Origin of the sequence: Streptomyces sp. NBC_01296 (genome assembly GCF_035984415.1) — a bacterium.
Lineage (GTDB): Bacteria > Actinomycetota > Actinomycetes > Streptomycetales > Streptomycetaceae > Streptomyces.
Genome location: NZ_CP130720.1, coordinates 1,142,503 through 1,165,395 on the forward strand (window position 1 = coordinate 1,142,503; position 22,893 = coordinate 1,165,395).

General features: G+C 74.1%; 21 protein-coding genes and 1 pseudogene. 13 read left to right on the forward strand and 9 right to left on the reverse strand.

The window, feature by feature from the left end:
* Positions 1-8: 8 nt before the first annotated feature.
* Positions 9-827 carry a GntR family transcriptional regulator gene (locus OG299_RS05530; RefSeq protein WP_327360711.1) on the reverse strand — a complete coding sequence of 273 codons (819 nt, stop codon included), beginning with the start codon at positions 825-827 and terminating at the stop codon, positions 9-11.
* 201 nt (positions 828-1,028) lie between these two features.
* Here OG299_RS05530 and OG299_RS05535 point away from each other — a divergent pair, with 201 nt between their 5' ends.
* Positions 1,029-1,424 carry a VOC family protein gene (locus OG299_RS05535; protein WP_327360712.1) on the forward strand — a complete coding sequence of 132 codons (396 nt, stop codon included), beginning with the start codon at positions 1,029-1,031 and terminating at the stop codon, positions 1,422-1,424.
* Positions 1,425-1,461: 37 nt separating this feature from the next.
* A pseudogene (locus tag OG299_RS05540) lies at positions 1,462-2,208 on the forward strand (transposase); the annotation flags it as partial.
* A gap of 30 nt (positions 2,209-2,238) precedes the next feature.
* Here the strand turns inward: OG299_RS05540 and OG299_RS05545 are convergent.
* Entirely contained in the window at positions 2,239-3,822 is a 1,584-nt protein-coding gene (locus tag OG299_RS05545) for an IucA/IucC family protein (RefSeq protein WP_327360713.1), read from the reverse strand.
* Between the two features lie 111 nt (positions 3,823-3,933).
* Here OG299_RS05545 and OG299_RS05550 point away from each other — a divergent pair, with 111 nt between their 5' ends.
* Together OG299_RS05550 and OG299_RS05555 are read left to right on the forward strand one after the other, a co-directional pair.
* Complete coding sequence (locus OG299_RS05550; RefSeq protein WP_327360714.1) at positions 3,934-5,481, forward strand: IucA/IucC family protein; 1,548 nt, start codon at positions 3,934-3,936, stop codon at positions 5,479-5,481.
* Positions 5,482-5,492: 11 nt separating this feature from the next.
* Positions 5,493-6,170: a class I SAM-dependent DNA methyltransferase gene (locus tag OG299_RS05555; protein ID WP_327360715.1), complete on the forward strand. Its 678-nt coding sequence runs from the start codon at positions 5,493-5,495 to the stop codon at positions 6,168-6,170.
* Here the strand turns inward: OG299_RS05555 and OG299_RS05560 are convergent.
* Positions 6,167-7,303, reverse strand: coding sequence for a hypothetical protein (locus tag OG299_RS05560; protein WP_266637425.1), 1,137 nt, complete (start codon positions 7,301-7,303; stop codon positions 6,167-6,169). The genes OG299_RS05555 and OG299_RS05560 overlap by 4 nt on opposite strands.
* Positions 7,304-7,375: 72 nt before the next feature.
* A complete protein-coding gene (locus OG299_RS05565; protein ID WP_327360716.1) occupies positions 7,376-7,801 on the reverse strand; it encodes a hypothetical protein in 426 nt (141 codons plus the stop codon).
* Positions 7,802-8,006: 205 nt separating this feature from the next.
* Between OG299_RS05565 and OG299_RS05570 the strand changes: the two genes are divergently transcribed.
* From OG299_RS05570 to OG299_RS05580, 3 genes are all read left to right on the forward strand, one after another.
* A complete protein-coding gene (locus OG299_RS05570; protein ID WP_266637429.1) occupies positions 8,007-8,594 on the forward strand; it encodes a DinB family protein in 588 nt (195 codons plus the stop codon).
* Between the two features lie 242 nt (positions 8,595-8,836).
* Complete coding sequence (locus OG299_RS05575; RefSeq protein ID WP_327360717.1) at positions 8,837-10,357, forward strand: FAD-binding oxidoreductase; 1,521 nt, start codon at positions 8,837-8,839, stop codon at positions 10,355-10,357.
* Positions 10,358-10,368: 11 nt separating this feature from the next.
* The gene (locus OG299_RS05580; protein ID WP_327360718.1) at positions 10,369-11,286 is read left to right on the forward strand and encodes a S1 family peptidase; all 918 of its coding nucleotides are present in this window, start codon (positions 10,369-10,371) and stop codon (positions 11,284-11,286) included.
* On the opposite strand, the gene OG299_RS05585 is transcribed toward OG299_RS05580, so the two are convergent.
* The 3 genes from OG299_RS05585 to OG299_RS05595 form a co-directional block, all read right to left on the reverse strand.
* Complete coding sequence (locus tag OG299_RS05585) at positions 11,240-11,635, reverse strand: hypothetical protein (protein ID WP_327360719.1); 396 nt, start codon at positions 11,633-11,635, stop codon at positions 11,240-11,242. The genes OG299_RS05580 and OG299_RS05585 overlap by 47 nt on opposite strands.
* Before the next feature lie 65 nt (positions 11,636-11,700).
* Positions 11,701-12,246: an HXXEE domain-containing protein gene (locus OG299_RS05590; protein ID WP_327360720.1), complete on the reverse strand. Its 546-nt coding sequence runs from the start codon at positions 12,244-12,246 to the stop codon at positions 11,701-11,703.
* The gene (locus OG299_RS05595) at positions 12,243-13,190 is read right to left on the reverse strand and encodes an AEC family transporter (RefSeq protein ID WP_327360721.1); all 948 of its coding nucleotides are present in this window, start codon (positions 13,188-13,190) and stop codon (positions 12,243-12,245) included. The genes OG299_RS05590 and OG299_RS05595 overlap by 4 nt, the downstream gene beginning before the upstream one ends.
* 84 nt (positions 13,191-13,274) lie before the next feature.
* On the opposite strand from OG299_RS05595, the gene OG299_RS05600 reads away from it, so the two are divergent.
* From OG299_RS05600 to OG299_RS05620, 5 genes are all read left to right on the forward strand, one after another.
* Positions 13,275-14,651, forward strand: coding sequence for a sensor histidine kinase (locus OG299_RS05600; RefSeq protein WP_327360722.1), 1,377 nt, complete (start codon positions 13,275-13,277; stop codon positions 14,649-14,651).
* Positions 14,648-15,328 carry a response regulator gene (locus OG299_RS05605; RefSeq protein WP_266637174.1) on the forward strand — a complete coding sequence of 227 codons (681 nt, stop codon included), beginning with the start codon at positions 14,648-14,650 and terminating at the stop codon, positions 15,326-15,328. The genes OG299_RS05600 and OG299_RS05605 overlap by 4 nt, the downstream gene beginning before the upstream one ends.
* 114 nt (positions 15,329-15,442) lie before the next feature.
* Positions 15,443-16,486: an alpha/beta hydrolase gene (locus tag OG299_RS05610; protein ID WP_327360723.1), complete on the forward strand. Its 1,044-nt coding sequence runs from the start codon at positions 15,443-15,445 to the stop codon at positions 16,484-16,486.
* Positions 16,483-17,694: an acyltransferase family protein gene (locus OG299_RS05615; RefSeq protein WP_327360724.1), complete on the forward strand. Its 1,212-nt coding sequence runs from the start codon at positions 16,483-16,485 to the stop codon at positions 17,692-17,694. Before OG299_RS05610 ends, OG299_RS05615 begins: the two co-directional genes overlap by 4 nt.
* 170 nt (positions 17,695-17,864) lie before the next feature.
* Positions 17,865-18,275, forward strand: a complete 411-nt coding sequence (locus OG299_RS05620) for a hypothetical protein (RefSeq protein ID WP_327360725.1) — start codon at positions 17,865-17,867, stop codon at positions 18,273-18,275.
* A 73-nt stretch (positions 18,276-18,348) separates the two neighbouring features.
* Here OG299_RS05620 and OG299_RS05625 read toward each other — a convergent pair whose 3' ends face one another.
* Positions 18,349-18,771: a DUF350 domain-containing protein gene (locus OG299_RS05625; RefSeq protein ID WP_266637178.1), complete on the reverse strand. Its 423-nt coding sequence runs from the start codon at positions 18,769-18,771 to the stop codon at positions 18,349-18,351.
* Positions 18,772-18,898: 127 nt separating this feature from the next.
* Between OG299_RS05625 and OG299_RS05630 the strand changes: the two genes are divergently transcribed.
* Entirely contained in the window at positions 18,899-20,767 is a 1,869-nt protein-coding gene (locus OG299_RS05630) for a GNAT family N-acetyltransferase (RefSeq protein ID WP_327360726.1), read from the forward strand.
* On the opposite strand, the gene OG299_RS05635 is transcribed toward OG299_RS05630, so the two are convergent.
* A complete protein-coding gene (locus tag OG299_RS05635; RefSeq protein ID WP_327360727.1) occupies positions 20,692-22,806 on the reverse strand; it encodes an AMP-binding protein in 2,115 nt (704 codons plus the stop codon). The two genes, OG299_RS05630 and OG299_RS05635, sit on opposite strands and share 76 nt — an antisense overlap.
* Positions 22,807-22,893: the final 87 nt, after the last annotated feature.

A 22,893-nucleotide genomic window follows, 5' to 3' on the forward strand; every position in this document is an offset into this window, starting at 1 on the left:
GGTCCGGTTCACGTGACGCGGAACCCGGCCGCCTCACGGTCCCGGTGAAAGGTCAGCCGGTCCCAGGTGGGGAAGGCGAGGTCGGTGACGGCGAGCAGCCGGCCGGTGCCGTCGTGCAGGGTGCGGCGCACGGTCAGCCCGCAGACCGCGGCGGCGGCCTGCGGGTGGCTGCTGCGGGTCATGGTGAGGGTCTCGGCGACCCGGCCCTGCTCGGCGGCCCGCTCGAGCCACCGGTGCAGCGGCCCGAGGTCCTCGTCACGGACGGCCGAGCGGTCGCGGTAGCGGTAGCGGTAGCGGTAGCGGGCGAGTTCGGGGCTCTCGGCGATCACGCGCGGGCACAGGTACGTGACGGCGTGCCGGAGCGTCTCCCCCGACGGGCCGCGCTCTCGGCGGTGGTGGACCAGGGTACGGTCCCCGCCCTGCATGCCGAGCAGCGCGGCGAGCGAGGGCGGCACGGTGACCAGGGTGAGCCGGCTCTGGGCGGTCTCGGCGGCGGGCACGGCGGCGGTTGCGGCGACCGGCGCGGCGCCGGGTACGGCGACCGGTCCGGCCGCCTGTGCGGCTGCTCTGCGCCGCGGCGCTGCCGGGGCCTCGACGGCCGACCGGGTGCCGCGGCGTTCGGTGACGACGAGGCCGTCCTCGCGCAGGTGCTGGAGCGCGGCCCGGACGGTCTGCCGGTTGACCTGGTAGCGGGCGGCCAGGGTGCGTTCGGAGGGCAGTCTGCCGCCGGGGGCCGCGGCGCTCTCGAGCTCGCGCCGCAGTGCTGCGGCGATCCGCTGGTACTTGGGCACGGCGGCCGGGCCGCCGTCCCGCGAAGGGGAGGGCATGGCTTCTCCTCTGACGGGTGGTCAAGGACTGCTCGCTCTGCCCGACCAACCTAGCATTGGTCTATACCTCTCGGTGGGAGGGCTCCGGGATCCCCACCCACCTTGGCCGGATCCCGACGCCCCGAGGCCCCGACGCCACCGATCTCGGATCTGTGGGACGTGCGGCCTACTCTGAGCCCGTCCGCACTATCTGGGAGAAGCATGACAAGTAGGTTCACCGAGTTGACCGTTGACTGTCACGATCCGGAGAGGCTCGCGGCCTTTTGGTGCGAGGTCCTGGACTTCAAGGTGATCGACCGGAGCGAGGCCGAGGTCGAGATCGGCTCCTGGGTGCCGACCGTCGACGATGTCCGGGCTCGTCAGATGCCGCCCACCCTGGTGTTCATCCGCGTGCCCGAGGGCAAGACCGTGAAGCACCGGCTTCACCTCGACGTCAGCCCGATCGACGTCAGCACGCAGGACGAGGTGACCCGATTGCTCGGCCTCGGCGCCACCAAGGTGGACGTGGGCCAGGGCCCGGACCGCAGCTGGGTGGTCATGGCCGATCCCGAAGGCAACGAGTTCGACGTCGTGCGCACCCTGGCACCGCAGACCTAAGGCGTTCCCTTCCGATCATCTGAGCGTTGGTTGGTGTGTGTCGTTGGCTGACGCGCAGTGGGCGCGGATCGAGCCGTTGCTGCCGGACCGGACGCCTCGGCGGGGTGGCCGGTGGCGGGATCACCGTCAGGTGATCGGCGCGATCGCGTTCAAGTACCGCACCGGGACTCCGTGGATGGACCTGCCCGAGCAGTTCGGGTCGTCGAAGGGTGCCCACAACCGGCTGCGGATGTGGGCGATCGACGGGGCCTGGGAGAGGGCCTTCAGCGCCCTGCTTGCCCAGGCGGATGCCGAGGGTGATCTCGACTGGGCCGTCGCGGTGGACTCCACGACCGTCCGCGCTCACCAACACGCCGTCGGAGCCCGTCAAAAGGGGCTGCGGCCGGCCGCCGGCATTTGTCCTCACGCCGCGCCAGGCCGGTGATGCGCCCGCGTTCGAGCGGGTCATGGCCCGGATCCGGTGCCCCGGCCGGTCGGCCGACCACGGTCGACACCGGCCGCAGTCGTGGCGGACCAGGCGTACTCATCCCGGGCCATCCGCCGCCACCTGCGACGACGCGGCATCCGCACGGTGATCCCACAGCCCGCCGACCAGGCCGCCAACCGCAAACGACTCGGCCGCCACGGTGGCCGCCCGCCAGCCTTCGGCCGCGAGGCCTACAAGCAGCGGAACACCGTCGAGCGGCGCATCAACAAGCTCAAGCAGTGGCGAGGCTTGGCCACTCGGGATGACAAGCCTGCCACCGTCTACCTTGCCGGGCTCCACCTCGCCGCCATCTTCATCCGGTCAACAAGACGATCCGAAGGAAACGCCTTAGCCGCGCAGCGGGTTCGGGAGCGGGATGTAGCGTGCGTCCGCGCCGTCGGCGCGGGTCCAGCGCAGCAGCAGGTTCGTCTTGGCCGGGAGGGCGGGGGCCGCGAGCAGCTCCGCGATCTCGGGAAGGCCGCGTTCGGCGTCGTAGCGCAGGAACTCCTCGCGCACCGCCGGCCACACCGCGGCGGCCGCGTCCGGGTGCGCCTCGGCGAGCGCCCCCGCCACCTCGGTCAGGTGGTTGACCACCAGGCAGTACACCAGCCGCTGCCAGGCGGCTTCGCGCTCCACGTCCGGCAGGAGCTTGACCCCCTCCGCGTCCCGGAACAGGGCCTGTACCGGCAGGCCCCGGGCGTCGACCGCGACCAGGGTGTTCTGCAGGTGCGCCTCCAGGACGACTCCGTGCCGGGCGAACAACTCGAGCACGGGCGGGACGACATGGCGCAGATACGCCCGCCACCAGCCGCCCGGATCGCTCGTCGCGGCCAGCGGGCTGCCCGCGAAGCCCTCGGCGAGCGCGGCGGACGCCAACGGCGCGGCCCCGGGCTCCACTTGTGCGTGCAGGCCGTCGCGGACCAGGACGGCGAGTTCCTCGAAGGCGAAGGCCGCCGTCCGGTAGCCGCGGTCGGCGAGCCAGACCGCGTTGGACCCGGAGCTGCGCAGATCGGCGAACCCGGCCTCGACCGCGGCGTCCGTACGGCGCAGCTTCAGCAGGTCGTGCCGCCACAGCCGGCGCACGTCGTTGGTGATCCGGACGTCGAGGCTGAACTTCACGAAGAGGTCCCGCTCCCGGCCGCTCCCGCCGGGTACGTACAGGGTCCGGATCGAGGCGGTCGGCCAGGCCGGGAGCCGCCCCGGGCCGAGCCGCAGCAGCCGCCCGTCGGCGAAGGCCTCGCGTACGGCCGCCGAGCAGCCCAGCAGGTCGAGCTGCCACGGATGCGCGGGCAGCAGCCGGTACCCGGCGGGCGGTCGCGGTCCGTCGAGCAGCCCGGCCAGCGAGTCGATCGCACCGGCTGCGGCCGGCCCGCCCTCCTCGGCCACCTGGTCCTCGCGCAGCCCCAGGAAGACCAGCGGAAACCGGGCGTACGCCTCCGGCGCGTACGGCAGCCAGCTCGCGGCGGGCGCGCCGCCCCGGGCCTTGGGGGCGGGGTGGTACGGGTGTCCCATGACCAGCGACTGCTCGGAGAGCACGTACGGGTCCTGCGGGGGCGCGGTCGCGGCGCGGGCAGCCAGCAGCGCGGCGACGGCCTCGCGGCTGTCGGCGATCTCGACCGGGAGCTCGTCGTTCGCCGCGCCCGTGTACCGGTACAGCTCGTCGGCGGTCAGTTTGACCAGCTCGGTGTGGCTGAGCGGATGCCAGCCCTCCGCCGTGCGCAGCTCGGGGCGCACCGGCCGGCGCCCGCCCCGCACCCGCAGCAGCCGCCCGCTGCCGCGCAGCCGGTGGACGCGCCCTGCGTCGGCGTGTTCCGTCGTGGCTGCGAGTTCCTCGGCGGGATCGGCCGCTTCCCGCAGCAGGCAGTTCAGCAGAGGGGTGCCGGCGTACGCGTCGGCGGCGGCGTTGAGGTCCACGGATTCCATTCGGTCCATCCAATGCGCCGGGAGTTCGCGGGGCGTACCACCGGCCGTGATCTTCAGTATCCGCGATGATGAAGTGATCACCACGTCACCCGTGAGAGGAACAGGGCCCTGGACCCCAGCATGAACCTTCCCGCCTCCCCGGCCGAAGAGGCCGTCTCCGCCGAGCTGGCCGAGGTGCGCCCCGCGCTCGGTGCCGCCTACGGCGCCGCGCTCGGCGGCGCCCGGGCCGCCGTACTGACCCGGCTGTGGCGGGCGCTGGCCTTCGAACCGCTGCCGTGGGTGGAGCGCCGGGAGCGCGGGCCCGGCGGGCTGGCGCTCCTGCTGTCCGGGGGCAGACGGCTGGAGGGCCCGCTGCCGGACCCGTACGCGACCGACCCGTACGTTGCCGAGGTGCTGCTCGACGGCACCCCGTACCGGCAGGCCGGGCGGTTGGTGGCGGCGCTGCGGGTGCCGCACGGGGACGCCTTCGCCGCCGAGCTGGACGACAGCACGGCCTCGCTCGCGCTGTCCCGGGCCGGACGGCCGACGGCTCAGGACGAGGCCCCGCAGGCCTGCTGGGAGTGGGAGCAGCGGGTGGTCGACGGCCATCCGTACCACCCCAACTGCCGCTCCCGGCCCGGATTCTCGGTGGCCGAGCAGCTGGCGTACGCGCCGGAGCACCGGCCGGTGGTCGAGCTCGGGCTGGTGGCCGTACGGGCCGAGGAATGCCTGGTCACGGGCGCCTGGCCGGCCGAGCTGCGGGCAGGCGGCCGGCTCCTGCTGCCGGTGCACCCGTGGCAGGCGGAACACGTCCTGAAACAGACGGGCCGGGGGCCGGGGGCGGTGCGCCCCGGCTTCGCGGCACATCCGCTGATGGCCCTGCGCACCCTCGCCCCGGTGGCGGGCGGGGCCCACGTCAAGACGGCGCTGAGCACCCGGCTGACCTCCTCCGTACGGGACATCTCGGAGTACTCCATCGAGACGGCGGCCGCGGTGTCCGCGTTCGCGCAGGCGCTGTCCGAACGGCTCGACGGGCGGCTGCACATCACCCGGACCCTCGGCGCCGCGACCGCGCACAGCCCGGACCTGGCCGCGGTGCTCCGCGAGCCGCCCGAGGTGTACGCGGACGCTGCGGCGGGCGAGTGGGTCGCCCCGGTGGCGGCCCTGGCCCTGTCGCCGTTCGCGCGCTCGGCGGCCTGGCGGGCCGAGTTCGCCCGGCTCGCGCTCTCGGTGTGCCTGCGGGTGCTGGACCTCGGGGTGGCGCTGGAGGCACACGGCCAGAACCTCCTCGTGGTCCTGTCCCCGGCCGGGGACCCGCTGCGGCTGGTCTACCGCGATCTGGCCGACATCCGGATCAGCCCGGAGCGGCTCGTCCGGCACGGCCTGCCGGTGCCGCCGCTGTCGGGCCGGCTGATCACCGACGACGTGGCCCTGCTGCGGCGCAAACTGTTCGGTTCCCTGCTGACCGGGACGCTGGGGGCCACGACGGGCTCCGCGGCGGCCTTCGGCGAGGCGCTGGCCCAGGCCGCGGGCCTCCCGGCCACCGCCGACACCGAGGCCCTGCTGACCGCGCCGCTGCCGACCAAGGCCCTGACACTGATGCGGCTGAGCCCCGGAATCCCGGGCGACCAGTGGGCGGAGCTGGACAATCCGCTGGCCGGGGCCGACGGACGGGGGCGGGCGGGATAGTGTCCGAGGGCATGAAGGAGACCTCGGACCTGAACTCCGTACGAGCGTCCTACGACGCCGTCGCCGTCGACTATGCCCGGCTCCTCGGCGCGGAGCTGGCGAACAAGCCGCTGGACCGGGCCATGCTGGCCGCCTTCGCCGAGTGCGTGCGCGGCGACGAGGGCGGCGCGGCCCGGGCGGTCGCGGACCTGGGCTGCGGCCCGGGACGTGTGACGGCCCATCTGGACGGGCTCGGTGTACGGACGTTCGGCGTCGACCTGTCCCCGGCGATGGTGGCGGTGGCCCGGCGGACGTATCCGGGCCTGCGCTTCGAGGTGGGCTCGATGGCGGCGCTGGACGTCGCGGACGGGGTGCTCGGCGGGGTCCTGGCCTGGTACTCGACGGTGCACACCCCGCCGGGGGAACTTCTCTCGCTGTTCGCGGAGTTCGCCCGGGTGCTCGCGCCGGGCGGCCATCTGCTGATCGCGTTCAAGGCGGGCGACGAGCGGATCCGGCTGGAGCACGCGTACGGGCACCCCGTCGACCTGGACGTGTACCGGACCCCGCCGGAGCTGATCGCCGGCCTGCTCGCCGGGGCCGGCCTGGAGGAAGTGGCCCGCCTGGTCCGGCAGCCCGCGGACGACGAGAAATCCCCCCAGGGCTTCCTCCTGGCCCGCAAGCATGCCAACCTGCCCGAACAACACACCTAGGACCTGCTGCCCTCCAGCACGTCCAGCCGCTGCTGGGTCAGCCGCAGGAGCCGCGGTTCGAGGCTCGGCAGGGCGCGCAGGAGGCGGACGAGTTCGGGGCCGGCGTCGCGGGCCTCCGCCTGGTCCTTGAGCTGGGTCCAGCAGTACAGGGCGCCCGCCGCGGCCGCGAGGACCTCGGGGGCGTCCGGCGGCTGGTGCTCCAGGCGGGTGTGCCCGGCGTTGATCCACAGCTGGGTCGCCGAGCGGTAGTTCCCGGCCATCCGGGCGAGGTCGGCCCGGATCTCGGCCCAGTGGGTGGCCTCGGGTGAGGTGTACCCGTGGGTCTGCAGGACGTGCTGCTCCCAGGCCTGGGCGAGGGTGGCGGCCTCCTGGTGCCGGCCGCCGGAGGCGAGGGCGTGGATGTGCGGCCGCGGGTCGGGAACCTGCTCCTGCGGCACCTGCTGGGCGGCGGTGGCGCTGAGTTCGCGCGTGGCGGGCAGGACGAGGGTGCCGGGCGGCAGGGCGGCGGCTCCGACGGCGAAGGCGTGCAGCTGGAGGTTGGCGGGGCGGGTGGGGCTGCGGCGCAACTGGTCGATCCATTGCCGGGTGTACGCGCTCACCTGCTGTGGCCCGCCGGCGAAGGCGGGCGGGACGACGACCCCGTACACCTCGGCGGAGGGCGGCGCGGGCAGGCTCCCGTACTCCTGGAGCACCGGCCAGGCGGACTTGTCGGCGACGAGGTCGAGCACCACCGCGGTCGGGCCGGTGGGGCGGGCCCCGAGCTCGGTACCCAGCCAGTCCCAAGGCAGGGCCGTGTAGCGGACGGTGGAGGCCGTGGTCCCCGCCAGCGCGAGGTGGAGACGGTGCCCGCGGCGGTCGAGCGTGAGCCGCCCCGACAGGTAGACGAGCAGCGGCCCCGGCGTGGCGGCGGCGGTGCGCAGCCGCATCAGCACGGTGTTCGGATCCCGGGCCCCGTCGAGGTACGTGGTGTCGGCCGGGACCTGGCTGTTCAGCAGCGCCGCTGCGGGCAGCACTCCGAGCGCGGCCAGATTCGCACTGGGCGCGACTTGAACGGCCCGCCGCCGTACGGCGGCGTCGCCCGCTATGAGAAGAACATGCCCCCGCTGCTGCCTGCCGGCTCCGTCGATCTGCATGGGCAGACCGTACTCACCTCCCGCCCCGGTCGCAGCCCCGGGTGATCGCATTCCCCCAACCCGATGAGGGGGTCAGCAGTCGAACCAGACGACGAGACGGACGCCCTCGTCACCGTGGAGGCCCGCAAGAGTGCGCATGACGGCCCAGACCGCTCCCCAGTCGGAGTCCGGTACGGCCTGCTTCCGCGTAAGCCTGCCGACCCGGAAGAGCCGGTCGCCGTCGTACCATTCACTCCCCTCCGGCTGCGTGCGCCCCGCACGGTACAGATCGCGCGGACCGCTCAGGCCGGACACCTCGGCGAAGCGGGTGAGGCTGCTGTTTCGGCCGTACAGCTCCCAAGAGCCGTCGGGGCCGCGGCGGTACTCGTGGACGCACTCGTCGACCTCGGCAGCGCCCTCGTCCCAGTCGACCGCCGTCAGCTCGGCCCAGGTGATCCAGGTCGCGCCGTGCGCATCGCGCCCCCAGCCGTCGAAGCCGGCCCGGGCCTCGTCCGACACGTCCCGCGGCAGCCCGCGGTCGGCGGCAAGGGGCAGGAAGGGCGCGGTGTCGCGGACACCGAACAGCGCCCACGGCCGCCCCGCTGTCGGCGACGAAATTCCCGGGGCAGCCCCTCGACCACGGTGCCGGGCTGGCCGGGCCAAGTCGTCTCGAGCCGTGGACTATTGCCGTGAGCGGAGGTCACCGCAGCCGCAGACTGCCGGTATGACTGGAACCGATCCCAAGGACGACCTCCGCGTATACCTGCAGGACGCCCGCGACGCCATGCTGTGGAAGCTCGAAGGGCTGTCGGAATACGACGTCCGGCGCCCCATGACCCCGACCGGCACCAATCTGCTGGGGCTGGTCAAGCACGTGACCAGCGCCGAGGCCGTGTACTTCGGCGAGGCCTTCGGGCGGGCGTTCGAGGCCCCGGGGCTCTGGATCACGGGCAACGCCGAGCCGAACTCCGACCTGTGGGCCAGGCCCGACGAGACGCGGGAGCAGATCGTCGGGCTGTACCGCCGGGTATGGGACCACTCGGACCGGACCATCGATTCGCTGGCCCTCGACGCGGTCGGCCGGGTGCCCTGGGGGGCGCGCAGCGAAGTGACGCTCCACCGGACGCTCGTCCACCTGATCGCCGAGACCGACCGGCACGCCGGCCACGCGGACATCGTCCGGGAACTCGTCGACGGAACCGTCGGGCTCCGCATCGGATCCGGCAGCGTGGCCCCCGGCGACGCTGCCTACTGGCAGAACCACAGGGCCCGGCTGGAACGCGCGGCGAAGGAAGCCGACCGGGACGCGTAGCGCAACGTCGGCGGCGACGCGTCGGTCGCCCACCAAGCCGCTGACCAAGGCGTCTCGGTCAACGCCCCCGGGCGCGGGGTGATTTCGCCCCGCTCCGTCCGGACCCGCATCCACTCGCACACCGGCACCGCCACCGGCTCCGCCTCCTTCGATGCCCGATGCCGTGGGCCGTTCGGGGGGCAGCGGTGTTCCCGTGGGCCCGCCTTCGCTGCGATCGGGCCGGGCGATGGCAGGAAGGAGGGATGAGCCTCCCTCGCCGCCGGTTGCTGGGCAGCGCACCCGCAGCCCTGCTGGCCGCCTTCGCCGTCACGGCGGCGCCGGCCCGCGCACCCGACTGGGCGGCGCTCGCCCGCGGGATCGACGGGCGGGTGGTGCTGCCGGGCGACCGCGACTACCCCGAGGCCCGGCAGCTGTTCCAGCCCCGGTACGACACCGTCGCGCCGGGCGCGGTGGCCTATCCCGCGCACGCCGCCGACGTGGCCGTCTGTCTGGACTTCGCCCGGCGCTCCGCCGTCCCCGTGGTGCCGCGCGGCGGCGGCCACAGCTACGCCGGCTGGTCCACCTGCGCCGGCGGGCTCGTCGTCGACGTCGGCGCCATGGCCGGGCTCGTCGCCGACGGAGCGGAAGGCGTGCGGATCGGCGCCGGAGCCCGGCTCGGCGACGTCAACCGGACCCTCGCCGCGCAGCGCCTCGGCATCCCGACCGGGCTGTGCCCCACCGTCGGCATCGCGGGACTCACCCTGGGCGGCGGGCTGGGTCTGGCCTCCCGGGCGTACGGGACCACCTCCGACGCCCTCACCGGCGCCACCGTGGTCACCCCCGACGGGGTCGTGCGCGAGGTCGACGCCACCCGGGACCCGGGGCTGTTCTGGGCCCTGCGGGGCGGCGGGGGCGGCAACTTCGGCGTGGTCACCGAGTTCCGCTTCCGCACCCACCCGGCCACCGACTGCGCCTACGCCGAACTCCACTGGACCGAAGCCGATTCCGCCGCCGTCCTGCGCGCCTGGCAGCGCTGGCTGGCCGCCCTGCCCGACCCCTTCTGGAGCCAGGTCGAGTTCCTCGTCGAAGGGACTGCGGCCCCGGCCCCGGCCGTACGCATCCTGTGCTTCGACGGGCGCGCCGAGCTCGACCGGGAGCTGACCCGGCTCTCCGACCTGGTCGGCAGGCCGCTGCGGGACAGCTGGATCGTCGTACGGACCTACGAGGAGACGCTGCGGGCCATGTCGGGCTGCGAGGACCGGAGCTCCGCCCAGTGCCATCTGCCCGGCACCCTGCCCGGCCGGACCCCCGAGGGGCGGATCGGCCGGGACTCGTACGGCGGGCGCTCCGACTTCTGGGGCGGTGCCGGGCTGCCGGACGCGGGGGTCTCGGCGGTGCTGGCCGCCGTGCGGCGGTACGGGCAGACCGTGCCGGCCGGCGGGCTCGGGGTCGTGCAGTTCAGCGGCGAATGCGGCGGGGCGGTGAACCGGCCGGCGGCCACCGACACCGCGTTCGTGCACCGCGACAGCACCTTCCTCACCCAGTACCTCGCCTACTGGCCCGCGTCCGCGACGCCCGCGCAGGTGGCCGGGCACCAGGGCTGGCTCGACCGGCTGTGGCAGGACCTGCGCCCCTGGGCGAGCGGCCGCGCGTACCAGAACTACATCGATCCAAAACTGCCCGCCTGGCGCGAGGCCTACTACGGGCCGAACCTCGCCCGCCTCGAAGAGGTCCGGCGCACCTACGACCCGGACCGGCTGTTCCGCTTCCCACAGGCCCTCTAGAGGAGCTCGACATGCGACGTACGTTGACCGTGGCGGCGGCGACGGCTGCCCTGCTGCTGCCCGCCGGGCCGCTGCCGGTGGCCGAGGCCGGGAGCGCCCTGCCGCCCGGAAAGTGGTCCGCCCGCGAGGCGGAGAACTTCTGGACGGCCGACCGGATGGCGGCTGCGGCCCCCATGACCCCCGCGTCGGCGGCTCCGGCCACGGACCCCGGCACCGGGCAGGACTTCGACGGGATCCCGGTCGTCGGCCGGATGTTCGTGATGAAGGACGGCGGCGCGTACTTCTGCACCGCGAGCGTGGTCGCCTCCCCCGGCCGCAACCTGGTGCTGAGCGCGGCCCACTGCCTGCTCGGCACCGACGCCCGCCAGGTGGCCTTCGTACCGCTGTACACGGCCGACAACCCGCAGCCGTACGGGATGTTCCCGGTGCTGCGGGCCGCGGACGGAAAGTCCAAGGTGTGGATCGACCCGCGCTACAAGAGCCTGGGCGCCGACAAGGGGGCCACGCTCGACGTGGCCTTCGCGCAGGTCGGGCCGGACGCCGACGGGTTCCCCGTCGAGGACGTGGTCGGCGGGAACCGCCTGGTCACGGGGGCCGGTTACGAGCACGCGAAGGTCTCGTTGATCGGATATCCGGCATCGGCCGCGCGCCCGCGGCTGTGCGTGAACAGTACGACCAAGTTCACCAGCAAGGATGCGGGCATCCCCGGATCGTTCCTGCGCATCGACTGCACCGGATACCCGGGCGGGACCAGCGGTGGCCCGTTCCTGAAGAACTACGACAAGGTGACCGAGACCGGGGACGTGGTCGGGGTCATCGGCGGCTGGAAGACGGGCGGGGACACCGCCGACACCTCGTACAGCTCCTACTTCGGCCCGGAGATCAAGAATTTGTACGAGCAGGCGGTTGCCGGGGCAAAGGCGGCGTGAGCACCCGCACCCAGCGGGTGCGCCGCGGGTTCCCCACCGTGCGCGGGGCGGCCGGGAGCCCGTCGGCGGTCAGCGGGTCGGCGGGCGGGAGTCCGAGCCCGCGCCGCAGGTCGGCGAGGGCGGCGTGCACCGGCGCCAGGATGACCTCGGCGCGCGGGTCGGCGTACGCGAGTGCGTGCGCGGTGGTCTCGATGGCCTCGGCGGCGTCCTCCGCCGCCGTACGGCTCCACCCGCCGGGCTCGGCGGAGCTCCAGGGGGCGACGGCGTCGTAGAGGTGGCAGGCGGCATCGGCCGCGGCATCGGCCCGTTCACCGACGCCCGGCGCCGCGATGGTCGGCAGCAGATCCATGCCGGGTCAACGACCGAAGCCCCCGCGGGGAACGACCGGTCGGCCGCCGGTTCGCAGCTCGCGGCTCACCCGAGCCGCCGGGCCACGGCCTGCGCCCCCGCGGCGGCCGCCGTGGCCAGCGCCAGTCCCTGAACCGCGTCGCGCGCCCGCGCGGGCCGCAGCACCCCGGCGCGCCGCAGCCGGCCCCGCGCCCAGAGGGTGAAGGGGACCACCACCAGCGGCGAGGTGGCCGCGCCCGGTGTGTAGCCGCGGGTGGCGGCCGCCTGCGCGAGGTGGACGAGGCCGTGCAGGCCGAAGGCGTTCAGGCTCGTCTGGTAGAAGGCCGACCGGCCACCGGTGCGGTACCCGTCCGCGGCCGCCGCGGCCACCACGAGGCCCATGACCCCGACGGCGCGCGCGAACTCCCGGCCGTCCGTGCTGCCCAGCCGGTCCCAGATCCGGTCGGGGACCCGGGGATGGCGCTCACGCAGTACGGGGACCCGGGTACGGGACCAACGCCCCATCGTCGCCACCTCCTCCAGGTCGTGCACGGCCCAGGCGGCCAGGAGCCCCAAGCCCGTGACGGCGGCGGCGGCGGCAGCGGCAGCGGCGGTTCGCGTCGGTGCACTCATGAGGCCACGGTCTGCAGCCAGACGGGGAGGAGCAGCAGGGAGACCACCGAACTCTTGATCACCAGCGAGGCGGAGAGGTCCACGCCGACGTCGTAGCGCTGGGCGAAGACGAACAGGTTCTGCGGGGTCGGCATCGCGGCGATCAGGACGAGGTACGTCAGCCACTCCCCCCGTACGCCGAACAGCAGTCCGCACACCGCCCAGGCCAGCAGCGGGAAGCCGAGGCACTTGAAGGCGATGAGGGCCAGCTCCTCGCGGCCGGTGCCCCGGATGTCCAGCCCCAGGCCGCCGAGGTGGAGCCCGAGGGCGAACAGGGCGATCGGCGAGGCGCTGTCGCCGACGAAGGCGGCCCCGTCCAGGACCACCTTCGGGACGTGCACCGAGAGCAGGTTGAGCAGGATCCCGGCATTGCAGGCCAGCACCAGCGGGGTCGAGAGCGAGGCGCCGACGGCCCGCAGGAGCCGCCGTCCGGGACCGCCCGAGGCCGGGCCGGCGCGGCCCAGCTCCATGATGGAGATGACGACGAGGGACAGCACGCAGACCTGGAACAGCAGGACGGGGAAGATCGGCGCGGCGGTCCCGAAGAGGGTGATGAACACCGGGACGGCGAAATAGGCCGTGTTCACCTGGACTCCGGCCATCACGCGCAGCGCCACGTCGCGGGGCTCCCGTACGCCGTGGGCACCCGAGACGAAGGCAATGGCGAGCACCGCGAGGGCGGCTGCCGCGGCGTAGGCGCCGATGGCCCGCCAGTTGAAGAGGGCGCCGAGGTCGCTGGCGTAGATGTTGCCGAACAGGTAGCAGGGGACGGCGAAGAGGAAGGCGTAGTCGGCGAAGGCCTTGGAGGCCTCGGCCGGGACGATCTTGCGGCGGGCGAGGAGTACGCCGCCTCCGAAGGCCAGCAGTACCGGCACGAGCTTCTCGAGTGCGGCTGCCGTGCCCATGTGTACCGGCTCCCCCTGTGATCGACCGCGAGCAGCGTACTCCTGCCTTCCTGGAGGACCTCCGGAGCATAGGCTGGACCGATCATGAGCGATCGCGACGAAGCCCGCCCCCGTACGCCGGCCCCCGCGAAGGCGGCCCGGGCGCCGGTGCGGTTCACGGTGGTGCTGCGCACGCCCGCCCGGGCGGCGGAGCCCCTGTTCGCGCAGGCGCCGAAGGCCTGGCAGCGGATGCTGCCGTACATCGTCGCCGGCATCTTCGTGGTGTCGCTGTTGCCGACGACCATCTCCGTTCTGACCAACGACTACAAGGTGGGCGGCGGCTGGGCGGGGGCGCTGGGCGTGGCCCAGACGCTCCCGCTGCTGCTGGCGGTGACGCGGCCGCTGCTCGCGTGGGCCCTGATCCTGTTCGCGGACACGGTCGGGGCGGTGGTGCTGACCCACGCCGACAAGATGGCCGGGCACGCCTGGCCGTGGACCCCGATGGCCATCGTCGGCTACCTGCTGCTCATGATCTGCCTGGGACTGCGCGAGTCCATCCGGACGCTGATCGGGGTGTGGCTGGTGACGGGCGCCGTCGGGGTGGTGCTCGGCTTCTTCGAGCCCGACGGGGTCACCACCACGGTCGCGCTGCTCTTCGTGCTGAGCGGAAGCTTCCTCGCGGTGACCGGGGCGTTGCGCGGGATCGGCGACGCCCAGCAGCGGATCGCCGAGCAGGAGAGCATCAGCGAGGCCGAACGGGCCCGGCGGACCCTGCTCGAGGAGCGGGCCCGGATCGCCCGGGAGCTGCACGACGTGGTGGCCCACCACATGTCGGTGATCACCGTGCAGGCGGATTCCGCGCCGTACAGGCTGCCCGGCATGCCGGAGCCGGTGCAGGAGGAGTTCGCGGCGATCGCGGCCAGCGCGCGCGAGTCGCTGGGCGAGATGCGGCGGCTGCTGACGGTGCTGCGCAGCGACCAGGCGAACGGCCGGAACGGGACGGCCGAGAGCGGGGGCGCGCCGGCCCCGCAGCCGGGGATCGGCAGGATCCAGCAGCTGGTGGAGGCGACCGTACGGGCCGGGCAGCCGGTGGAGTTGTCGCTCGCCGCCGGGGCGGCGCAGGCGGCGCCGCCGGCCGTGGACCTGTCGGCGTACCGGATCGTGCAGGAGGCCCTGGCGAACGTGGTGCGGCACGCGCCGGGGGCCGAGACCCGGGTGTCGGTGACGCATGACGCCGAAGAGGTCCTGGTGCTCGTGGTGAACGGGCCGGCGGCCCGGGATGCCGTGGTGGCACTGGAGAGTTCGGGCACCGGGCACGGGCTGGTCGGCATGCAGGAACGCGTACGGTTGACGCGCGGGACGCTGGACACCGGTCCGCTGCCCGACGGCGGCTTCCGGGTCGCGGCCCGCCTGCCCCTGCACGACCCGACGGACGACCCGACCGACGATGCGCCGAACGACCTGACCGAGGACTCCAGTTGACCATCCGTGTGATCATCGTCGACGACCAGGCCATGGTGCGGGCGGGGTTCGCCGCCCTGCTGTCGGCGCAGGCCGACATCGACGTGGTAGGCGAAGCCCCCGACGGGCGGCAGGGAGTGCAGGTCTCGCGCACCGTGCATCCCGACGTGGTGCTGATGGACGTGCGCATGCCGGAGATGGACGGGCTCACGGCCGCCCGGGAACTGCTCAGCCCGCCGCCGGGGGTGATCCACCGGCCGAAGGTGCTGATGCTGACCACGTTCGACATCGACGACTACGTGTACGAGGCGCTGCGCGCGGGCGCCTCCGGGTTCCTGCTGAAGGACGCGCCGCCGGCCGATCTGATCGCGGCGGTCCGGGTGGTCGCGTCGGGCGAGGCGCTGCTGGCGCCCTCGGTGACGCGGCGGCTGATCGCGGACTTCGTCCAGCAGCGGCCGGCCCCGCGCAAGGACCCGGCGCTGCGGCTGAACGGGCTGACCCCGCGGGAGACCGAGGTACTGGAGCTCATCGCGCGCGGGCTGTCGAACCAGGAGATCGCCGGGCACCTGGTGCTGGCGGAGCAGACGGTGAAGACGCACATCGGGCGGGTGCTGGCCAAGCTGGACCTGCGGGACCGGGCGCAGGCCGTGATCTTCGCGTACGAGGCGGGGCTGGTGCGCCCCGGCGACTCGGACTGAACATCTCCTCCACCCCCTACCGGGGTATGACATCCGACTTGGCTCCACGGTCCGACGTCCGGCCCGACACCTCCTTCCTACCTTCTCCCTCGTCACGAGGAGAGGAGAAGGGGCATGCGCCGCTTCGGAAGGACCCTGGTCACGGTCTCACTGGCCGTGGCCGTGGTCGGGGGGACCGCGGGATGGGCCTCCGGCGACAGCCAGCACGCGGTCACCGGACCGCCGCCCGGCACCGCCGCCTGGCGGGCCGACACCGCGTCCGGCCGCCCGCTCCCCGATCCCGCGAGCGCCTCGCCGCACGACGCGGCCCGGTTCTTCGCCGGACTGGACGACGCCGAGCGCCGGGAGCTCGCAAGGCGCCACCCGCTGGTGGTCGGCAACCTCGACGGAGCTCCGGTCACCCTCAGGTACGAGGCCAACCGGCTGGCCGTCCTCGCGACCGGCGAGGCCCGCTACGCCTCGCTCGCCTCGCCGGGGCGGCAGATCCTCGCGTTCGACCCGCGCGGGCGCGGGCAGGTCGTCGAGGTCTTCGGGGATCTGGAGCGGGCCGCGCACGTGTCGGTGATCGTGCCGGGTTCCGACAGCGACGCCACCACGTACGACGCGAAGCGCGCGCCGAACACCGGTCCGGCCGGGATGGCCCGGTCGCTGCACGCCGCGGCCGGCGAGAACACCGCGGTGGTGGCCTGGACCGGCTACACCACCCCCGTCGGGGTCGGGCTGGACGCGGCCTCGGGGCGGCTCGCGAAGGCGGGCGCGGACCGGCTGGCCCGGTTCACGGCCGGGCTCGACGCGGTCGGTGCGCCCGACCCTGTGCTGTTCTGCCACAGCTACGGCTCGGTCGTGGGGGGCCTTGCCGCCCGGCACACGGACGCCACGGACATCGTCGTGTTCGGCTCCCCCGGCATGCGCGCCGACAACGCGGCCGGCCTGCACACCGGGGCCCGCGTCTGGGCGGCCCGGGGGCCCTCCGACTGGATCGCCGACGTGCCGAACGTGCAGCTCGCCGGGATCGGCCACGGAGCCGATCCGGCCTCCGCCGCCTTCGGCGCCCGCAAGGTGCCCGCAGCCGACGTACGGGGCCACACCGGCTACCTCGCACCCGGCAGCCAGTCCCTGGCGGCCTTCGCCGCGATCGCGAGGGGAGAGGTCCGATGAGCACCCTGACCCTGCTCAAGGGGACGGCCGACCGGATCGAGCGGCAGACCCCCGCCCACCGCGACCGGGCCGTCGACGGGCTGCGCGCCCTCGCCCTGCTGGCCGTGCCGGCCGGGCACTGGCTGCTCGGCGGATTCACCCTCGACGCCGAGGGCGGCCTGCACAACGCCAGCCCGCTGTCCGCGTTCGGCGGGCTCGCGCCGGCCAGCTGGGTGCTCCAGATGCTGGGCATCTTCTTCCTGGTCGGCGGCTATGCCTCGGTGCTCTCGTACCACCGCCGCACGGGATCCGCCGGGGCCTGGCTGAAGGGCCGGATCGCCCGGCTGGGGCGGCCGGTGCTCGGGGTCACGGCGGTGTGGGCGCTGGCCGCGCCGGTGCTGTACGCGGCGGGGGTGCCGGAGGCCACGCTGCGGACGGGGGCCACGCTGGTGATCCAGCCGCTGTGGTTCGTCGGGGTGTACGTGGTGGTCACCGCGCTGACCCCGTACTGCGTACGGGCGGCCCGCCGGCTCGGCGGCTGGGCGGCGGCCCCGCTGCTCGCCTCGGTCGCGGTGGTGGACTTCCTGCGCTACGGGCCGCTCGCGGACTCCGTGCCCTCGTGGCTGGCGGTGGTGAACATCCTGCCGGGCTGGCTGTTCGCGTACCAGCTGGGCGTGTCGTGGGGCGAGCGGCGGATCGGGCGGCGCGGGGCCTGGCTGTTGCTGGCGGGCGGGACCGTGCTGTTCGCGGCCCTGCTGATGGTCTTCCACTACCCGGCGTCGATGGTCGGGGTGCCGGGCGAGGCGCGGACCAACTCGCACCCGCCGTCGCTGCTGGTGCTGGCCCTGGCCGCGGCGCAGTCGGGGGCGGCGATGCTGCTGCGGGACCGGCTGGCGGGGCTGCTCGCCCGGCCGGCGCTGTGGGCGCCGGTGGTCGTGATCAACCTGTGCGCGATGACGATCCTGTGCTGGCACCAGACGGCCATGCTGGCGGCGGCCGTGCCCGGTTCCTTCGCGGGAGAGCTGGCGGGTCTGACGACCGCGCCGGACAGCCTGGGGTGGATCGCGGCGCGCCTGGCGTGGATGCCGGTGTTCGCGGCGCTGCTGGTGGGCATCGCCCGGTACGCGCGCCGGTTCGAGGAGCCGTGGAAGCGGGCCACGGCGGTGCGGCGGACGCTCGCGGGGCTGCTGGCGGCCGGGTTCGCGGTGTTCGCGCTGGGTCTGGCCTGACGCTCCGGCGCGGGGCTGCGTGAGTACGGGGATCCAACAGGACCGTTGCCGTCCGTCAAGCCACGGGATGCAGGGGCATGACGCGACGCGAGGGCCGGGCCTTACTGGACATGGGCTCACGCAGCGAAGTGGCCCACCCGGACCGGCCTACTCACTCTAGGAGAATCCCCATGACGCACCCCTTTCGGATGCGACGCATGTTCGTCTTCGCCGCCTCGACCGCCGCGGCTGCAGGCGCCGTACTGCTGCCCACCGGGGCCTTCGCCGCCACTGCGGCGACGCCGCACACCGTCGTAGCGCAGGGCGAACCCGGCCCCAATCCCGCGCACAGCGACAGCAACTCCACCCTGCTCCTGATCGTTCCCGAGGACAGTGACGACGGCAGGATCGTCGTCAAGCCCGACGCCCAGGACGGACAGGGCAAGGGTGATGCGGTGAAGCCGGACCTGGGCAAGCTCCGCCCCGGCAAGACCGACCGCCATGAGAACACCGGAGTGACGAACCCGTACAGGGAACCCGTATGGATCTGCGTCGCCGCTCCGTGTGGTCCCCCGTCGCTGGCCCCGACCGTGGCCACGTAGGCAACCCGGTGGCCCGCGCCGAGAGCGCCGCTCCCTGAGGGGAGCGGCGCTCTCGGCGTGGTCGGCGAGCAGGTCAGGCGATCGAGGCCGCGACGATGGCGGCCACCGCCAGGTTGCAGCAGGCCGTGACCCAGACCGCCGGGTGCGGTTCCGGGTCGACGACGATGGCACCGAGCTTGCCGGGGGTCACCCAGTCCAGCACCAGGAAGGCCACACCCATCAGGACCAGGCCGAGCAGGCCGAAGGCGGCGGTGGACAGCAGGCCCTTGCCGAAGTCGTCGTACGTCGTCCAGATCGAGGTGAAGACGATCCCGCCGACGCCTATGAGCGCGGAGCTCAGCATGACGGCCGCGTTCCGGTTGCGCTCCTCCCAGATCTGCTTCGGGAGCTTCCCGGGCGTCAGCACGTCCACCAGGACGATGCCGAGGATCAGCAGCACCAGGCCGAGGGCACCGAAGGCGCTGGTACGGCCAAGTCCGTTGATGATGTCGCTCATTGAGAAGCCGTTCTCCGCGGAGGGTAGGAAGGACCTGCCGTACGTGACGGGACACCTCCCGTCAGGGGGGCTCAGGGTGGCCGAATCTATCGCACGGTCCCGCGACAGGCCATGGGGAGGTCAGGGAATGGTAAAGCTCAGAGCGGCGCGGCCCGGTGAGGCGGAGGAGCTGACCGGACTCGTGCTCCGCTCCAAGGCGTACTGGGGATACGACGCCGCGTTCCTGGCCTCGTGCGCGCCGGAACTGCGGATCCGGGCCGGGGAGGTGGCGGCCCGCCGGATCGTGGTGGCCGAAGACGCCTCCGGCGGGCGGGTGCTGGGGCTCGCTTCTCTGGAGGGCACGGCGCCGGTGGCCCGGCTGGGACTGCTGTTCGTGGAGCCGGAGGCCATCGGCCGGGGCGTGGGGCGGCGGCTGTACCGGGACGCGCTCCGCCGGGCCGCCGGACTCGGGTTCCGCCGACTGCTCATCGAAGCCGATCCGTACGCGGCGGGGTTCTACCGGGCGATGGGCGCGCTGAGTTCGCCGGAGTCCCGCGCGGCCGGCGGCGGTGAACCGCCCGCCGGGCTCGTGCGGTTCGAGGCGGCGCCCGCGCCGCTCGCCGGCTGGGCGCAGGCCTGGACCGGCGGCGGACCGGCCGTGCACGTGGGCAATGTCGCCGAATACAACGCCCAGTTCGCCGACGCCTCCCTGGACCGCGAGCAGCGGGCCGCCCGTCACTACGCCTGCCTGGCCGCCTTCTACAGCCCGTGTCCGGGGGCGCTGGTGCTGCCCGCGGTGGTGCCACTGGGGTGGATCGAGCGGGTCGGACGCCTCCTGGAATGGGAGGGGGTGGAGGTGTACGACGGCCTGGCGGACGGGGGTCCCGGGCTGCCGGCCGGTGGTGGACTGTCGGACGCCGTACGGGCCCGGCCGGCGCTGGCCGGGCGGTTGGCCTCGGCCGGGCTGCCCCTCGTACCGTGGGGGCGGACGGCCGGCTTCGCGCGGCTGGCCGGGCGGCCGTGGCGGCCCCGCGAGCTGCGTTACGAGTCCAAGTCGGCGTCGCACGGCCTGTTCGGGCGGATCCTGGCGGGCGGCGGGCACCCCCGGATCCTGCTCCCCGAGCAGTGGCCGGCCCCCACCCGGCGGGCGGCGGCCAGGCTCCTGGCCGCCCGGGCCATGGCGGGCGAGAGCAGTGTTCTGAAATCGGAGCACGGTGTCGGAGGTTCGGGCACCGCCGTGGTGACGCCCGACCGGATCCGGGCCGCGGGCAGCGCCCGCGCGGTGCTGCGCACGCTCCCGCGCGGGCCCCTGCTGGTGGAGGAGTACGTGTCCGGCCCGGCCGAGCCGCACGAGCCGCGGGACCTGACGTACGACGGGTTCGTCGACGAGGCGGGCCGGGTGCACGAGGTGGGCGGCGCGGTGATGGACGTCGCGGGCTCCGGGTACCGCGGGGCGACGGTGGGGCCGGGCGTGGTGCCCGCGTGGGCGGAGAAACCGCTGCTCGCGTTCGGGGAGGCGGTGGGCCGCGAGCTGTCGGCCGCCGGCTACCGGGGCTGGTTCGACGTGGACTTCGTCGCCGACGGGGCGGGCCGGCTGGCGCCGACCGAGGCGAACCTGCGGCTCACCGGGCCGTCGATCGCCTTCATGGTGGCGGCCCGGCTCGACGCGTTGCGGGGCGCGGGGCATTTCGTACGGATCGCGGACCGGGTGGAGCTGGGGGCCAGGCTGCCCGGGGCCGCGCTCGACGAGCTGTGCGAGACGCTGGAGCGGGGCTGCGCGGAGCTCGGGGCGGTGTTCCTGCCCGCGATCCCGACGGGCGCCTTCGACCCGGCGCCCTGGCTGGGCGTGCTGGTGGCCGCGTACAGCGGGGAGGTGCTGGACGCGGCCGAGGCACTGGTGAGGGCGGAGGCGCTCGCCGTGGGGGCGGCGTTCGCCGACGATCAGCGGCCGGAGGAGCCTTCGGGGGCGTCGGCCTCCTCGAAGTCGAAGGGCGAAGGCGGTTTGCGGGTGACGTAGAAGGCGAGGACGACGGCCGCGATCATCAGCGGGATGTTGAAGACGTAGACGAGGGCGGCCTGGACCGGCCAGTCGCGCTTGGCCGCGAGCCGGTAGAAATTGTCCTGCGGCCACCAGGCCATGAGCAGGTAGACCACCGCCAGGTGCGCGGCCGTGGTGAAGCCGGGGCTCTGGCCGGGGCGCACTCCCGGGTCGTGGCGCAGCATCACCGCGCGGCCTGCGAAGAGGAAGATCAGCCCGGCGGCGAACGCGGCACCCTCGAACAGGTAGAGCACGAAGAAGAGGAACGCCCACGGGTAGGGCACACCGCTCAGGTCGGTCGCGCCCGGCCAGAAGATCTTCGAGAGGACGAAGAAGACCATGCCGGTGCCGACCAGGAACAGAAGGGCGAAGCAGGCGGCCTCGAACGCCGTGAGGCTGCCGCTGCCGACGGCCGTGTACTTTCCGGAAACCCCCGCGCCGCCCTGGCCCGGCTTTCCGGTGAGCACGGGCTGGGGCAGGGCCTTGCGGTTCTCCTGGCCCGCGCGGTTGCGGGGGAGGGCGCGCAGCCGGATCACGGCCTGCGGTATCTGCTCCCGGGGCACCTTCCCCAGAAGGTGTTCGCGGAGCTTCCCACCGTCCGGCAGGTCGACGGCCGGGGGCCAGGACTGCGCGTCGGCGGGAGGTGCCAGGTGGGCTACCAGCCGGGGCTGACCGGTCCTGCCCTCCGGGACCTCGGTGACCAGTGCGGCGCCGATGTCGGGGTGGCTGCGGATGACGGCTTCGACGGCGTGCGGGTCGAACGCGCCTTCGGCCGTGGTGATCCGGTCACGCATCCGGCCGTGGAACTCCAGCAGCCCGTCCGGGCGGAGCTCGGCGAGGTCGCCGGTGGGGATCGCGTCGCCGCCGTCGGGCGGGGTGAGGCCGAGCTGCCCGTCGCGGGCGTCCGCGCGGCAGCCGGGGAAGGGGGAGCCGAGCAGGGAGAGCTGCTCGGTGTCGTCCAACGGGCGGGGCAGCTGGGTCAGTTCGAACCAGGTTCCGGTGCCCGCCGCCTCGGTGAGCCCGTACACGTTGAGCAGCCGGGCGCCGGCCCGGAGCCCGGACTGCAGGGCGTCCTGCTCGTCGAGGAAGAGCCGGTCGCCGGTGACCGTGACCAGGCGCAGCGACCGCAGGGCCGGGTCGGAGTCGCGGCGGCCGCGCGCGCCGCCTGCCGCGGATCGCTCGCCGGGTCCGGCGGCCCTGGCGTCCCGTATGAGCAGCCGGGTGGCACCCACCGGGTCGGTGTGCACCACGCTGACCTGCTCGGTCTGGACCGCCCGCCGGATCCCCTCGGGCCTCCAGGGCGCGCGCGCGGACACGACGAGGGCGCCGCCCGAGCACAGGGCCCGGGTCCAGCCGGCGGAGAAGGCGGTCAGGGCCGGGCCTTGCGTGATCAGGTGGCGGTCCGCGGGGACCGGCCGGACGACCTCGGCCCAGCCCTCGTGGGCGGCGAGCAGCCGGGCGTGCCCGACGGGGACGGCGCGCGGAAGCGCCGCTCCGGTGAACAGGACGGCGGCGGTCACCCCGGGCTCGGGCCGCTGCGGTGCTTCGGTGGGCCGGCCGGATATCTCGGCCGCCTCCGCGCCGAGGCGGATCACCCGCAGCCCGCTGCCGTCGTCCAGCCGGGCGTGGTGCGCGGCGTCGGTGAGCAGGACGTACGGCGTGAGAGCGGCGAGCTGCCGCTGCCCGGTGAACGGCACCTCGACGTCGATGACGGCGTAGGCACCGCCGGCCTTGAGGGCGGCCAGGAGGGCGACGACGATCTCGGTCCGGCGGGGGGTCCCGATGGCCACGACGGCGCCGGCCGGCAGTCCGTCGGCTATGAGGTGGTGCGCCAACTGGTTGGCGCGGACGTCCAGTTGCCCGTAGGTGAGGCTGTCCGCGTCGGCGATGACGGCGTATGCCTGCGGGGTGTCCCGCGCCTGCTCCTCGAACAGGTGCAGGACGGTGTCGGCGGCCGTCCGACCGGAGCGGTCGGACCCGGGTTCCTGCGGCGATCCCTGCGTCGATGCCTGGGTCATCCCCCGATGATGGCACCCCCTGCCGACAGTGGGCAGGAGGTCCGAACATCCCCCGTACGAGCTGGAGTTCGGTACCGATCCGGCCAA